This window comes from Streptomyces sp. NPDC017202 (assembly GCF_044331705.1).
GTDB lineage: Bacteria > Actinomycetota > Actinomycetes > Streptomycetales > Streptomycetaceae > Streptomyces.
The window spans coordinates 498,163-511,742 of the sequence record NZ_JBIRNP010000003.1 but is presented as its reverse complement, the minus strand read 5'-3'; the positions used below and the strand labels follow the sequence as shown (position 1 = coordinate 511,742).

Sequence of the window (13,580 nt, the reverse complement as noted above, 5' to 3'; positions counted from 1 at the left end):
TGCGAGACACGGCACCAGACCCCGCTCCCTGATCCGGCCTGATCCAAACGAAAGACCCTAGGGCCGCCGGTCGCGAACGGGCCGGTGCCCGGGACGCCCTGACCGGGCGTCAGCGGGGGAAGGCCTCTACAGGCCGACGTAGAACCGCACGGTCGTGCCGTCCGGTGCCGTGTGCAGGCGCACCAGGTCCGCCACGTAGTGCACCAGCATCAGGCCCCGGCCGCCGATCTGGCCGCGAGCCGGCGGCCTGCGGCCGGCGAGCGGATCGATCAGCCGTCCCTCGTCGCTGACCTCGCACACGACCTGACCCGCCTCGGTCCAGATCCGCAGCGTGCCCTGTCCGCCGCCGTGGACGACGCTGTTGGTCGTCAGCTCCGCGACCGCCAGTTCCGTGTCCTGGAGCCGCTGCCCGCCCAGGCCCAGCCGCGCGGCCAGGCCGACGGCGAAGTGACGCGCGTCGGGCAGTTCGGCGGAGCCGAAGGAGAAGACGGCGGCGTCCGGCGCGGGCGTCAGCACCTCGTTGTACCGGTCCACCACGAACCGCCAGTCGTAGGCCTCGCTGGCCCGCTCGCGGCCGTCGACGATCAGGGTGGGGTGGGTGATCCGCGCGTCGGCGAGCACGTCCGCGTCCAGGCCGCCCGCGTCGTACGGGCACAGGATGGTCGCCGCCCGCCCCTCGAAGGACGCGTTGATCAGCGCCTCGTGCTGCGCGCACGCCGGGTACTCCACCGGGCTGCGGCCGGCCCAGACCGGCTCCCCGACGATCCGCACCCGCGCGTGCGGACGGGCGTCGGCGAACGCGCGCAGCACGCCCGGGATGATCCGTCCGGGGTTGCGGCCGACGTCGGTCATGTCCAGGAACTGGACGTCCTCGGCGTCCGGACCCAGTCCGGCCCTGACGAGTTCCAGATTGGGGCCGGGCACGGCCACCGCCACGGGTTCGCCGAGGGCCAGGCCCTCCCGGACGAAGGGCACCATGTGGTCGGTGTACTCCTGCCCCGTGCGGTAGAACAGTGCCGAGTGGAGGAACTTCTCGTCTGCTGCGACTGTCATCGCGGCGCCACCTCGATCCCGTGCAGGGCCGGCCAGAACAGCGCCAGCACGCGCGACAGCTGCGGGGGCGGGGACTCCACGACGACCCGTCCGCCCGGCAGGTTCATCGCGGTGACGGCGAGCGCCGACACGCCGGCCACGTCGACGAAGCACACGCGGGAGAGCTCCACGTAGGACACGTCCGCGTGCCGTCGGGCCAGGTCCGCCAGCGCTCCCTCCCAGGACCCGCGGGTGGCCACGCCGATCTCGCCACTGACACGGATTCCGGCACGACCGGACAACGGGCTCACCTCCAGCACGGAACCGCCGTGCGGGGGAGCGGCGTTCCCCCGGTCGCGCGTGCCATCCACACTCGGTCTCCTCCACGGTCGCCGGCCGTCTGCTTCGTTCCGGCGTGGCACGGACGGAAGGGCGACACCTTTCCGGTTCCCGGCCACGCAGCCTACCGTCCGTGCGGTGGCACGGGCGGAGACGCCCCACCCGTCCCCTGCGGGTTCCCCGGGTGCCGGGCGGCCATGCCTCCCCCGTCCCACCCCGGCGTCCCGGGGGACGGCTCAGCTCCCCGACGTCTCCGCGAGGGTGTGCGCCACGAGGGCGTTGGCGTGCCCGTGTCCGAGACCGTGCTCGGACTTGAGCCAGGCGACCAGCTCCATGTGCCGGGTCAGCGGCGAGGCCCGGATCAGCTCCTGCCACTCGGCGACCGGACGGCCGTACTTCTTCTCGATCGAGGGGAAATAGGCGGCGGGGCCTTTCACGGGAGCGCTCACGGCGGTCACGTCCTTTCCTGTGGCGGGACAGTCACTCCTCATGACGGCGAGAGGGCGCCGAAGTGATCGGCCGGAGGGTGTGACGTGCGTCACGGTGCGGCCGTGTCGCCCTGGCGTGGGCCGTGCGCCGGACCCCGGAAAACGGATGGCGTCCGGCGCCCGCGCGCGCCTACCCTGACGGGGCCTCGTCCGGCGGCCACCGCCGGTGCCCGGACGACGCACGCGCCACAGACGCGCACGACGCACGTGACACGGATCAGGAGGTGTGACCGATGACTGTCGCCGACACGGGTGCTGCTCGCAGCCACCAGACGTTCGTCCACCCCACCTCCGCGGTCCCCGGCTGACCACACGAGCCTTCGCGCGCCGCCGAGCGCGCCGCCGGGACCGCCCCTGTGAAGGGTCTGTCGTGAACCTCTCCACCTCCCCGGCCCCGTCCCACCCGCTCGCCCCCTACGGCTGGGACGAGGGATGGGCGGCCGAGTTCGCCGTACACGCCGAGCGGGGCCTGCTGCCCGGCCGTGTCGTCCGCGTCGACCGCGGGCAGTGCGACGTCGTCACCGCCGACGGCGTCGTCCGCGCGGACACCGCCTTCGTCACCCCGCACGACCCCCTGCGCGTGCTGTGCACCGGGGACTGGGCCGCCGTCGACGCCGACGGCAACCCGCGCTACGTACGGGCGTACCTGCCGCGCCGTACCGCCTTCGTGCGCTCCACCTCGTCCAAACGGTCCGAGGGGCAGATCCTCGCGGCCAACGTCGACCACGCCGTCGTCGCCCTGTCGCTCGCCGTCGAACTCGACCTCGGGCGCGTCGAACGGTTCCTGGCACTGGCCTGGGAATCGGGCGCCCAGCCCGTCGTCGTCCTCACCAAGGCCGACCTCGTCACCGACCCGGACACGCTCGCACACCTCGTCGAGGACGTCGTGAAGAGCGCGCCCGGAGTGCCCGTGCTCACCGCCAGCGCCATGGCCGGGCACGGCGTCGGCGAACTCGCGGCGCTCCTCGGCCGGAGCACCTCCGTGCTGCTCGGAGCGTCCGGCGCGGGCAAGTCGACCCTCGCCAACGCGCTCGTCGGCGAGGACGTCATGGACGTCCGGGCCACCCGCGACATGGACGGCAAGGGCCGGCACACCACGACCACCCGCAACCTGCTGCCGCTGCCCGGCGGAGGCGTCCTCATCGACACGCCCGGACTGCGCGGCGTCGGGCTGTGGGACGCGGATCACGGCGTCGGCCGGGTGTTCACCGAGATCGAGGAGCTCGCCCGCGGCTGCCGCTTCCAGGACTGCACCCACGAGCGCGAACCGGGCTGCGCGGTGCTCGCGGCCGTGGAGGACGGCGAGCTGCCGGTCCGACGACTGGACAGCTACCGCAAGCTCGTCCGCGAGAACCGGTGGATCGTCGCCAAGTCCGACGCCCGGCTCCGCGGCGACATCCGGCAGAGCTGGAAGCACAAGCAGGCCGCCGGACGGGCCGCCGGGCGGGCCAAGCGGACCGGGGAGTGGTGAGCGGGCGCGCGCCCGCCGCGCCACCCGGCCGCAGGGCCGGAACGACGAACAGGCCCCTGCCGCCGGACGGGAGGGATTCCCCCGGACCGGCTCCCCCGTCCGCCCGGACCCGCTCCACGGCCGGCCGGTCCGGGGCGGGGGAGGGGGGCCGGGGCGGGCCGTCACCGCCACGTCCGAATTCCGCTGGCGGCGTTCTCCGGGCGGGCGAAGACTGGGACCCGTGATGGACGAGGAGAGCAGGTACGAGGCGGTTCGCAGCCGGGACGCCCGGTTCGACGGCGCGTTCTGCTTCGCCGTCGAGACGACCGGCATCTACTGCCGGCCCAGCTGCCCGGCCGTGCCGCCGAAACGGCGCAACGTGCGCTTCTTCCCGACGGCCGCCGCCGCGCAGGGCTCGGGTTTCCGGGCCTGCCGGCGGTGCCGGCCGGACGCCAGTCCGGGTTCCGCCGAGTGGAACGTGCGCGCCGACGTCGTGGGCCGCGCCATGCGGCTGATCGGCGACGGGGTCGTCGACCGGGAGGGCGTCGCCGGACTCGCCGCACGCCTCGGCTACAGCGCCCGCCAGGTGCAGCGCCAGCTCACCGCCGAACTCGGCGCGGGCCCCGTCGCCCTCGCCCGCGCGCAGCGCGCCCACACCGCCCGGGTCCTGCTCCGGACGACCGGCCTGCCGGTCACCGAGATCGCGTTCGCGTCCGGCTTCGCCAGCGTGCGCCAGTTCAACGACACGATCCGGGCGGTGTACGCCGCCACCCCCACCCAGCTGCGGGCCGCCGCCCCGCGGGGGGACCGTACGGCCGCGCCCGGAGCGGGGATCCCGCTGCGGCTCGCCCACCGGGGCCCGTACTGCGCCGCCCCGGTGTTCGACCTGCTCGCAGCGGAGGCCGTTCCCGGAGTCGAGGAGGTGAGCGGTCCGCCGGGCGGCCGGACCTACCGCCGGACCCTCCGGCTCCCGTACGGCACGGGCATCGTCGCCGTCGGGGAACGGCCGGGCTCCGTGCCCGGCGCCGCCGTCCACCCCGGCGGCTGGCTCGACGCGCGCCTGCACCTCACCGACCTGCGCGACCTCACCACCGCCGTCCAGCGGCTGCGCCGGCTGTTCGACCTGGACGCCGACCCCTACGCCGTCGACGAACGGCTCGCGGCGCACCCGCGGCTCGCCCCGCTCGTCGCCGCCCGGCCCGGACTGCGCGCGCCGGGCGCCGCCGACCCGGAGGAGCACGCGGTACGGGCGCTGGTCGGCCGCGCCGAGGCCGGGCACCTGGTCCGCGCCCACGGCAAGGCCCTGGACGCGCCCTGCGGCGGGCTCACCCACCTCTTCCCCGAACCGGCCGCCCTCGCCGACACCGACGGCCCCCTGGGTGTGCTCGCCACCGCCCTCGCCGACGGCACCGTACGGCTCGACGCCGGTACCGACCGGGACGACGCCCAGGAGGCACTGCTCGCCCTGCCCGGCCTGGACGCACCTACCGTGGCCGCGATCCGGGCCCGCGCCCTCGGCGACCCCGACGTCGCACCGCCCGGCGCCGACGTCCCCGACAGCTGGCGCCCCTGGCGGACCTACGCCCTGCACCACCTGCGTGCGGCGGGGGAACCTCACGTACGTCACTAGTGCCGCGGCAGGCGACGTCTGCCCGTCGAGGAGCGGCGTCCGGTGCGGCGAGTGGGGGTCCCCCTCCGGGGGAGCGTGCCGGGCGTCGCGACGGGGCGAACGTTGCCTGGTGCGGCACCAGCGTCGACAGCCCGCTCGGCCCCCCCGCTCCTCACCGCCGGGCTACCGCGCCCTACCCCCACCACACCGCCCCCAGCCACGCGCCCATGATCAGCAGGCAGGTGAGGAGTTCCGCGAGGATGCTGGATCCGCCCGCCCTCATCACCGTGCGCAGGGAGGCGCGGGCCGCGTCCGGGCGGCCCAGGCGGAGCCGCTCGGAGAGGTAGACACCGCCCAGGAAACCCGGGATCGCACCGAGCACCGGCACCAGGAAGAAGCCGAGGAGGGCCCCCGCTCCGGCGTATCCGGCCATCCGGCGGGTGGCGCCGCTCGTCTTCAGGCGGCGCGGCGGCAGCGCCCAGCGCGCCACCTGGGACAGGAACAGCGCGACCGTCGCGCCCACCAGCACCAGCCAGGAGAGCGGCCGGGGGTCCTTCAGCGCCCACCACAGGACCGCGGCCCACACCAGCCACGATCCCGGCACGCCGGGCACCAGCACTCCGCACAGGCCGAGCAGGATCACCAGGCCGACCAGCAGGAGTTCCCACGCTCCCATCTGCCCAGCCTGCCGGAAACGGACAGAACGGGCAGGCCGAGGGGCGTCCCGCCGTTCGCACGGTTGTTCACCGGGTCGGCCCTGACGCGTTTTTTCGGATGCCCGGTTCCTCCGCGGCCCTCCCGGTGGACAATCAGGGGCATGAGCCAGCAGGGGGGAAGGCCCACCGGTCACGAGGACGACTGGTGGGGCCAGTTGTACGACGACACCACCGAGGACACCGGCCCCACGACCGGCCCGGACTCGCTCGACGACAGGTTCGCCTCGGCGGCGGGGACGGTCCGCACCGGGGGTCCCGGCGACGCGGCCCCCGGCGACGCCGTCCCGGCCGACGTGCCGGGCGACGTGGAGCCGCGGGCCTCGGGTCCGGTGCCGGGGCCGCGCCGGGAGCCGAGCGGGCGGGCCGACCGGTGGGCGGGGGAGCCGACGGGCGGACCGCCCCCGCCGGCCGGGGCGGCCGACCACCCCGCCGGGCCGACGACGTTCCTGCCCGGCCCCCTGCCCGCCGGCTTCGACGAACGCACACCCCGAACGCACACCCCGGGCGGCCACACGTCCCCGGAGGCGGCGCACACCGCCCCGGCCCCGGAGGCCGAGCCCCCCGCGCCGACGACGGCCGCCGACCGCGCCCCGGCCCCACCGCAGGCACCACCGGCCCCACCGGCCGGATCAGCCCCACCGGCCCCGCACCAGCCGCCGCCGTTCGCCGACGGCACCCCTCCGCCCTCCGGCACCCCGCCGCTCCCGCCCCCCGCCGCGCATGCGCCTCACCGGCTCCGGCACGCCCCGCACCCACCGGCCCCCGCCGGCCCGCCCCCGCCGCAGGGGCTCCCGCCGGCCGAGCCCTACCTCGGGTCCGGGCCGCCCACCTACGACGCCGAGCCGACCGCGCTGCCGGCCGCCGATCCGGACGGGCTGGACGACCTGGTCGCGGACACCGTGCTGGACGGGGCCCGGTACGGGGCCTGCACCCTACGGGCGGCGTCCGTGCGCGGGGACTCCGCGCGGTTCCGGGGCGAGCCGCGCCGGGACTCGCTGCTCACCGCCCGTTTCGGCAGCGGCGACCAGGCGCTGATCCTGGTCGCGGTGGCCACCGGCGCCCGTGCCGTGCCGGGCACGCACCGGGCGGCCGCCGAGGTCTGCCGATGGATCGGGCGGGCCGTGGGCCGCAGCCACGCCCGGCTCGCCGACGACATGCGGGCCGCCCGGAGAGAGGACCTGAAGTCGGGGCTGCACCGGCTCACCGACCGCAGCCTGGGACGGCTGCGGGCCAGCGCCGCCGAACAGGGCCTGGCACCGGACGAGTACGCGGCGGGTCTGCGCTGTCTGCTGCTGCCCGCCGACCCCGCCTGCCGGGTCCGGGTCTTCTTCGGCGTCGGTCCCGGCGGACTGTTCCGCCTCCGGGACGGCGCGTGGCAGGACCTCGAGCCACCGGTCGGTGAGGCCGCCGGCGCGCCGGTCGTCGGCTTCGGGACGCGGCCCGCCGAGACCCCCGAGGGCGACCGGCTCACCATGGACTTCGGCGTCCCGACCCCGCCGAGCCCCTACGAGCCGGCCCCCGGACCGCCGCGCGAACCCTTCCGGTTCCGGGCCTCCCTCGCCCGCCCGGGTGACACCCTCCTGATGTGCTCCGACGGCCTCGCCGAACCGCTGCGCGGCGAACCCCGGCTCCCCGCCCACCTCGTCCGACAGTGGTCCGCGCCGACCCCGCCCGGCCTCGCCGCGTTCCTCGCCGACGTCCGGATCAGGGTTAAGGGGTATGCGGACGACCGTACGGCCGCCGCCGTTTGGGAGGCGTGACGCGGTCCGCTGTGGATTGATGGAACCCGGAGGGAACCGAAGGATCTACGGAGACCGAAGGGGCAGAAGAGCATCATGGCCAAACAGAACGTCGCCGAACAGTTCGTCGACATCCTCGTCCGCGCCGGAGTGGAACGCCTCTACGGCGTCGTCGGCGACAGCCTCAACCCCGTGGTCGACGCGGTGCGCCGCAACCCCGCCATCGACTGGGTGCACGTGCGCCACGAGGAGACCGCCGCGTTCGCCGCCGGCGCGGAGGCGCAGATCACGGGCAAGCTGACGGCGTGCGCCGGGTCCTGCGGGCCCGGCAACCTGCACCTGATCAACGGCCTCTACGACGCCCACCGCTCGATGGCGCCGGTCCTCGCGCTCGCCTCCCAGATCCCCTCCAGCGAGATCGGTCTGGGCTACTTCCAGGAGACCCATCCCGACCGTCTCTTCCAGGAGTGCAGCCACTACAGCGAACTGATCTCCAGCCCGAAGCAGATGCCCCGGCTGCTCCAGACGGCCATCCAGCACGCCGTCGGCCGCAGCGGCGTCAGCGTCGTCTCCCTCCCCGGTGACATCGCCGCCGAGCCCGCGCCCGAGAAGGCGGTGGAAACCGCGCTCGTGACCTCCCGGCCCACGGTCCGCCCGGGTGACGCGGAGATCGACGAGCTCGTCCGGCTGATCGACGCGGCCGACAAGGTCACCCTGTTCTGCGGCAGCGGCACCGCGGGCGCGCACGCCGAGGTGATGGAGTTCGCGGAGAAGATCAAGTCACCGATCGGCCACGCGCTGCGCGGAAAGGAGTGGATCCAGTACGACAACAAGTTCGACGTCGGGATGAGCGGGCTCCTCGGATACGGCGCCGCCTACGAGGCCACCCACGAGTGCGACCTGCTGATCCTGCTCGGAACCGATTTCCCGTACAACGCCTTCCTGCCCGACGACGTCAAGATCGCCCAGGTGGACGTGCGGCCCGAGCACCTCGGCCGGCGCTCCAAGCTGGACCTCGCCGTGTGGGGCGACGTGCGGGAGACCCTGCGCTGTCTCATCCCGCGCGTGCGGGAGAAGAAGAGCCGGCGGTTCCTCGACAAGATGCTGAAGAAGCACGTCGACGCCCTCGAAGGGGTCGTGAAGGCGTACACCCGCAAGGTCGAGAAGCACGTGCCCATCCACCCCGAGTACGTGGCGTCCGTCCTCGACGAACTCGCCGACGAGGACGCCGTCTTCACCGTCGACACCGGCATGTGCAACGTCTGGGCGGCCCGTTACCTCACGCCCAACGGCCGCCGCCGCGTGATCGGTTCCTTCTCGCACGGTTCGATGGCCAACGCGCTTCCCATGGCGATCGGCGCGCAGTTCACCGACCGGGAACGGCAGGTCGTGTCGATGTCGGGCGACGGCGGATTCGCCATGCTGATGGGCGACTTCCTCACCCTCGTCCAGCACGACCTGCCGGTGAAGGTCGTCCTCTTCAACAACTCCTCGCTGGGCATGGTGGACCTGGAGATGCTGGTCGCCGGCCTGCCCTCCCACGGCACCACGAACAAGAACCCGGACTTCGCCGCCGTCGCCCGCGCCTGCGGCGCCCACGGCGTGCGCGTGGAGAAGCCCAAGGACGTGGCGGGGGCCCTCAAGACCGCTTTCCGGCACAAGGGTCCGGCTCTCGTCGACATCGTCACCGACCCCAACGCGCTGTCCATCCCGCCGAAGATCAGTGCCGAGATGGTGACCGGGTTCGCCCTGTCCGCCTCGAAGATGGTGCTGGACGGCGGCGTCGGGCGCATGGTCCAGATGGCCCGCTCCAACCTCCGCAACGTGCCGCGACCCTGACGCCGGCCCCGGCGCCGTCGACGGGAAACCGCGTGCGGTGCGGCGCCGGGGCCACGGATCGGGCACACCGAGTAGAGGTGATTTCGGCCAACTTCGCGCGCCGGTGCCGGGGGGCAGGACCGCCGCCACCCGCCGGGGGAGGCTGCGGGCCCGCCGGGACGTGGCCGAACACCTGGTCGTCGCCGATCCGGCATGACTGGCCCGCCGCCCCTGGGGGCAAGCATCCCGTGAACGTGTTCGAGCAGGAGGGGGACCGACATCGGCACGCGGGCGGGGGTCATGAAGAGGCAGGCAAGAGGCAGCGGTTCGACCGTGATCGCGGACACCTCGGAGAGGAAGCGGACAGGGGAGGCCACGGCGGACGGCGGCGGGGAGCGGGGGCACACGTCCCAGCTCCGGCACAGGCTCGGACGGGCGGACTTACGGGCCGTGCCCGAGACGCGCCGGGCGCTGCGCGAACTGCTGCGGCACTGGGGAAGGCCCGGACAGTCGGATACCGCCGAACTGCTCACCAGCGAACTCGTCACCAACGCGCTCGTCCACACCGACCGGGACGCGCTGCTCACGGCGACCGTCGGGCCGGACGGCCTGCGGGTGGAGGTACGCGACTTCGCGGCCGGCCGTCCGCGGCCGCGCGGGCGGGACACCGAGGAGGGCACGCACGGCCGGGGTCTGCTCCTGGTGCAGTCCCTCGCGGACGCGTGGGGCGTGCGGACGCACGGCATCGGGAAGGCGGTCTGGTTCGAGCTGGGCGCCGGACTGGCCTGAGCGGGCCACCGGCCGACGGGTCATCGGCCCGACCGGACGACGGACCACCGGCCCGGACCACCGGGCCGCCGGACCACCGGGCCGCCGGCCCGCCGGGACCAGGACCGCGGAACCAGGGCCACGGCAACGCGGCCGCGGGAACACGGGAACGGGAACACGGGAAGGGGGCGCGACCTCACCGGTCGCGCCCCCTTCCCATGACGGTGCGTCAGCCGAACTGCTGCTCCAGGTCCTTGAGCTTGCGCTCCAGGGAGTCCAGGCGCGGCAGGGCCATCGTGTCGTCCTCCGCGGTGAGGTCGACGGTGATCGGGTCAGTGCTCTGACGGACGGGCTGGAGGGAGGGCCGCGTACGCACGGGCAGCTGTTCCGGCGAGTTCGCCGCTATGGCAGGCTCCGCGGGAACGCGTTCGGTGCCCCGCTCCAAGGAGGCCTGGGCCTCCAGCTGGCGGCCACCGCGACCGGGGAAGCGGTGTCCGCGGCTGATCGCCTTGAGCTGGGCGCGCTCCACGCGGTCCTGCTCGCGGCGGCGCAGGCGCGCCGTCTCCTTCTGCCGCTTGTCCTCGCGCACCTCGTCGACGGCCTCGTCCAGACTGCGCACGTTCTCGAGGAGCATCAGCGACCACGCCTTGTACGTCTCACGGGGGGCCCGCAGCCAGCGCACGACACGGATCTGCGGCAGTGGACGCGGCACCAGGCCCTGCTCGCGCAGTGCGGCCCGACGGGTCTGCTTCAGTGCCCGGTCGAACAGGACGGCCGCGGACAGGGACATGCCGGAGAAGAACTGCGGTGCGCCGTCGTGGCCGAAACCACGGGGAGCGTGCACCCAGTTGAACCAGGCCGCGGCACCCGCGAACGTCCACACGAGTATCCGCGAACCGAGGGCCGCGTCACCGTGGCTGGCCTCGCGCACGGCGAGCACGGAGCAGAACATCGCCGCCCCGTCCAGGCCGAACGGCACGAGGTACTCCCAGCCGCCGGTCAGGTTCAGGTTCTGCCGGCCGAAGCCGACCAGTCCGTGGAAGGAGAGCGCGGCGGCCACCGCCGCGCAGCAGAACAGCAGGACGTAGGAGGCGGTGCCGTATATGGCCTCCTTGCGCCTGCGGCGCTCTTCGCTGCGCTCCCACGAGTCGTCGCTCGTGTTCTCCCCCGAGGAGCGCTTTCCGCGCGCGAGCACCGCCACCGCCGCCAGCATGCCCAGGAGCAGCACGGCGCCCGGAAGCAGCCAGTTCAGCGATATGTCGGTCAGTCTCATCTGGGGTCCCTTGCATTGGGATAGGGCGTAACGCCCGCCATAGTGGCCCAACCCCGCCATCCCTCAGGGGGTTTCGGGGCAAGAGGCCGCCAAGGAGGTGCAAGGGGATGCCCAGGGCGACGTTCTGCTCGAACTGCCGCATGAGGGGCGGGAGTTGAGTTCGAATAAGACTACCCGTACGGGTGGTTCCACGGAAAGTTCCCGTGTCGAGTGAGGAAGTTGTGGAGCACCCGTGACGGTCCGAGAGATCTCGTTCGGGTGATCTTACGGGACGTCGGGTGCCGGATCGACCGGAGGGTGACTCAACTCGCGGCCAGCGCGGTGAGCTTGCCGACCCGGTCCGCGTCGCAGGTGCGCGGGCAGGTGGCGCAGGTGTCCTCGGGGCGCACCGTGTAGAACATGCAGCAGCTCGCCCGGTCCCGGGTGGGCAGCGGCTTCCCGTCCGGTCCGGTCAGTTCCCGGAAGGCCGCCGAACCGACGTACGGCCGGGTCGCGCCCGGCAGCAGCAGTTCGAGTTCGTGGCGGGCCCGTTCGCCCTCGGCCTCGCCGAACAGGCCGGCGACGTACCAGAGGCCCTCGACGATCTCGTCCGTGACCATGCCCCACAGGGCGCGCCCGCGCCGCCGGGTGCGCGGGCCGAAGCCGGCCAGCACGGGCTCGTGGTGCTCGGCGACGGCGGCCCGCACCTCCGCGCGCAGGGCCTCCTCGTCCGGGACCACCCGGGCGCCGGGCAGGGCCGCCGCCGGGTCGCCCGGCAGGCAGGCGAACGAGACGGGCGCGCGGACGGCCATCCGCATCCCGGCGCCGGTGCGGTCGTACGAGACGTGGGTCACCGGGAGGCGGGGGACCCGGCGGTGCAGGAACCAGGGGGCGGTGATCAGCAGGCAGGCCGGCCAGGCGTACCGGTGCAGTCCGAAGCTCGCCACGACGTCCGGGCGGGCCCGCTGCCCGTAGTCCCGCACCACCTGGTTCTCGTCCCAGGCCAGGAAGGCGTCCAGCTCCGCGCCGCCCTCCGCCAGCGCGGCCGCCGACACCCAGCCGCCGCCGCGCGGGGCGGGCTCGCCCGGCCCCAGTTCCCTGACGGTCAGGCCCGGGCAGGCCGCGGTGAGACGTGCGTACGCGTCCGTCACGGCCGACGGGTGTGAGGGCATACCGGTACCACCGATCCAGCGATGAGGGCGAGGTAAGCCTTACCTTACCCAATCCGGTCGGGATGTGAACCGGTGGCCGGTAACGCCTAAGGTGCTTGACGGACGAGTAACAACCGGCCGTAATGACCCCAAGTACCGACAGATCCGGAGGAGCACCCGTGGAGCGGAGCGCGCAGGGCTTTGCCGGCACGGGAGCCCCCGGCACGGGACCGCGGGTTCCCGCGCAGCCGCGCGCCACGGACCGGGACCGGGGCGCGACGGCCCCCTTCGCCGACGGCCCGACGCCCGCCTTCGCCGACGGCCCGACGCCCGCTTTCGCCGACGGCCCGACGCCCGCTTTCGCCGACGGCCCGACGCCCGCTTTCGCCGACGGCCCGACGCCCGCTTTCGCCGACGGCCCGACGCCCGGCCCCGGCGGCGATGCCGCCGCCGTGCGCGGCGAGCACACGCACGGCGAGACCCCCCTCGAACGTCCCCGCCCCCTCGTCCAGCGGTCCTCCGTCCGCGGTCAGATCCTCGACGCCCTGCGCACCGCGCTCGTCGCCGGGGAGCTGACGCCCGGCGAGGTGTACTCGGCACCCGCCCTCGGCGAGCGCTTCGGCGTCTCCGCGACACCGGTGCGGGAGGCCATGCAGCAGCTCGCCCTGGAGGGCGCCGTCGAGGTCGTGCCCAACCGGGGGTTCCGGGTGATCGTGCGCGGCACGCGGGAGCTGGCCGAACTGGCCGAGGTGCGGGCCCTGATCGAGGTCCCCGTGATGCTGCGGCTCGCCCGCACGGTCCCCGCCGAACACTGGGCCGAGCTGCGCCCCCTCGCCGAGGCGACCGTCCGGGCCGCCGCCTCCGGCTGCCGCGCCACGTACGCCGAGTCCGACCGCGCCTTCCACCGCGCGGTCCTCGGTCTGAGCGGCAACGGGCAACTGGTCTCCGTCGCGGACGACCTGCACCGCCGCTCGCAGTGGCCGCTGGTGGGCGGGCCCGTCTCGCGCGGCCGGGCCGACCTGGTGGCGGACGCGGCGGAGCACCTGGCGCTGCTGGAGGCGCTGGGGGCGGGGGACGTGGACGTGGTGCAGGCACTGGTGCGGGAGCACTTCGCGGGATCACGCTGAGGGCTGTCGGCATCCTGCCGTCTCCCCGCCGGCCGCCGGCCGCCGTCACGGCCTCCCGCCGGGATCCCGGCCGTGAGCGACGGCACCGCGT

The 13,580-nt window shown here is 74.4% G+C and carries 12 protein-coding genes; 6 read left to right on the top strand and 6 right to left on the bottom strand.

The genetic code is table 11. The annotated features are described in order from the left end of the window. Window positions 1-126: 126 nt before the first annotated feature. From ACH4N1_RS09760 to ACH4N1_RS09750, 3 genes are all read right to left on the bottom strand, one after another. Complete coding sequence (locus tag ACH4N1_RS09760) at window positions 127-1,053, bottom strand: anti-sigma factor RsbA family regulatory protein (RefSeq protein WP_398095859.1); 927 nt, start codon at window positions 1,051-1,053, stop codon at window positions 127-129. Next, complete coding sequence (locus ACH4N1_RS09755) at window positions 1,050-1,403, bottom strand: STAS domain-containing protein (RefSeq protein WP_398095857.1); 354 nt, start codon at window positions 1,401-1,403, stop codon at window positions 1,050-1,052. The genes ACH4N1_RS09760 and ACH4N1_RS09755 overlap by 4 nt, the downstream gene beginning before the upstream one ends. Before the next feature lie 204 nt (window positions 1,404-1,607). Beyond that, window positions 1,608-1,820 carry a DUF4287 domain-containing protein gene (locus tag ACH4N1_RS09750; protein WP_398095855.1) on the bottom strand — a complete coding sequence of 71 codons (213 nt, stop codon included), beginning with the start codon at window positions 1,818-1,820 and terminating at the stop codon, window positions 1,608-1,610. Window positions 1,821-2,229: 409 nt separating this feature from the next. Here ACH4N1_RS09750 and rsgA point away from each other — a divergent pair, with 409 nt between their 5' ends. Together rsgA and ACH4N1_RS09740 are read left to right on the top strand one after the other, a co-directional pair. Beyond that, window positions 2,230-3,330 carry a ribosome small subunit-dependent GTPase A gene (rsgA, locus tag ACH4N1_RS09745; RefSeq protein WP_398095853.1) on the top strand — a complete coding sequence of 367 codons (1,101 nt, stop codon included), beginning with the start codon at window positions 2,230-2,232 and terminating at the stop codon, window positions 3,328-3,330. A gap of 223 nt (window positions 3,331-3,553) precedes the next feature. Continuing rightward, window positions 3,554-4,939 (top strand): DNA-3-methyladenine glycosylase 2 family protein, encoded by a 1,386-nt coding sequence (locus ACH4N1_RS09740; protein WP_398095990.1) that lies wholly within the window; start codon window positions 3,554-3,556, stop codon window positions 4,937-4,939. A gap of 172 nt (window positions 4,940-5,111) precedes the next feature. Here ACH4N1_RS09740 and ACH4N1_RS09735 read toward each other — a convergent pair whose 3' ends face one another. Beyond that, window positions 5,112-5,594 (bottom strand): DUF456 domain-containing protein, encoded by a 483-nt coding sequence (locus ACH4N1_RS09735; RefSeq protein ID WP_398095851.1) that lies wholly within the window; start codon window positions 5,592-5,594, stop codon window positions 5,112-5,114. A 141-nt stretch (window positions 5,595-5,735) separates the two neighbouring features. Here ACH4N1_RS09735 and ACH4N1_RS09730 point away from each other — a divergent pair, with 141 nt between their 5' ends. The 3 genes from ACH4N1_RS09730 (at window position 5,736) to ACH4N1_RS09720 (ending at window position 9,980) form a co-directional block, all read left to right on the top strand. Beyond that, window positions 5,736-7,394 carry a protein phosphatase 2C domain-containing protein gene (locus ACH4N1_RS09730; RefSeq protein WP_398095850.1) on the top strand — a complete coding sequence of 553 codons (1,659 nt, stop codon included), beginning with the start codon at window positions 5,736-5,738 and terminating at the stop codon, window positions 7,392-7,394. Between the two features lie 75 nt (window positions 7,395-7,469). Continuing rightward, window positions 7,470-9,212 (top strand): pyruvate dehydrogenase, encoded by a 1,743-nt coding sequence (locus ACH4N1_RS09725; RefSeq protein WP_398095848.1) that lies wholly within the window; start codon window positions 7,470-7,472, stop codon window positions 9,210-9,212. A gap of 279 nt (window positions 9,213-9,491) precedes the next feature. After that, window positions 9,492-9,980, top strand: a complete 489-nt coding sequence (locus ACH4N1_RS09720) for an ATP-binding protein (protein ID WP_398095846.1) — start codon at window positions 9,492-9,494, stop codon at window positions 9,978-9,980. Between the two features lie 208 nt (window positions 9,981-10,188). On the opposite strand, the gene ACH4N1_RS09715 is transcribed toward ACH4N1_RS09720, so the two are convergent. Both ACH4N1_RS09715 and ACH4N1_RS09710 read right to left on the bottom strand, forming a co-directional pair. Continuing rightward, complete coding sequence (locus ACH4N1_RS09715) at window positions 10,189-11,232, bottom strand: DUF2637 domain-containing protein (RefSeq protein WP_398095844.1); 1,044 nt, start codon at window positions 11,230-11,232, stop codon at window positions 10,189-10,191. Window positions 11,233-11,534: 302 nt separating this feature from the next. Next, the gene (locus ACH4N1_RS09710; protein WP_398095842.1) at window positions 11,535-12,383 is read right to left on the bottom strand and encodes a (2Fe-2S)-binding protein; all 849 of its coding nucleotides are present in this window, start codon (window positions 12,381-12,383) and stop codon (window positions 11,535-11,537) included. Window positions 12,384-12,541: 158 nt separating this feature from the next. Between ACH4N1_RS09710 and ACH4N1_RS09705 the strand changes: the two genes are divergently transcribed. Next, the gene (locus ACH4N1_RS09705) at window positions 12,542-13,489 is read left to right on the top strand and encodes an FCD domain-containing protein (protein WP_398095840.1); all 948 of its coding nucleotides are present in this window, start codon (window positions 12,542-12,544) and stop codon (window positions 13,487-13,489) included. The last annotated feature ends 91 nt before the right edge of the window (window positions 13,490-13,580 follow it).

Coding starts and splice junctions, on each gene's coding strand:
- ACH4N1_RS09715 (WP_398095844.1), bottom strand. CDS start 11,232: ATGAGACTGACCGACATATCGCTGAACTGGCTGCTTCCGGGCGCCGTG.
- ACH4N1_RS09725 (WP_398095848.1), top strand. CDS start 7,470: ATGGCCAAACAGAACGTCGCCGAACAGTTCGTCGACATCCTCGTCCGC.
- ACH4N1_RS09710 (WP_398095842.1), bottom strand. CDS start 12,383: ATGCCCTCACACCCGTCGGCCGTGACGGACGCGTACGCACGTCTCACC.
- ACH4N1_RS09740 (WP_398095990.1), top strand. CDS start 3,554: ATGGACGAGGAGAGCAGGTACGAGGCGGTTCGCAGCCGGGACGCCCGG.
- ACH4N1_RS09735 (WP_398095851.1), bottom strand. CDS start 5,594: ATGGGAGCGTGGGAACTCCTGCTGGTCGGCCTGGTGATCCTGCTCGGC.
- ACH4N1_RS09720 (WP_398095846.1), top strand. CDS start 9,492: ATGAAGAGGCAGGCAAGAGGCAGCGGTTCGACCGTGATCGCGGACACC.
- ACH4N1_RS09730 (WP_398095850.1), top strand. CDS start 5,736: ATGAGCCAGCAGGGGGGAAGGCCCACCGGTCACGAGGACGACTGGTGG.
- ACH4N1_RS09760 (WP_398095859.1), bottom strand. CDS start 1,053: ATGACAGTCGCAGCAGACGAGAAGTTCCTCCACTCGGCACTGTTCTAC.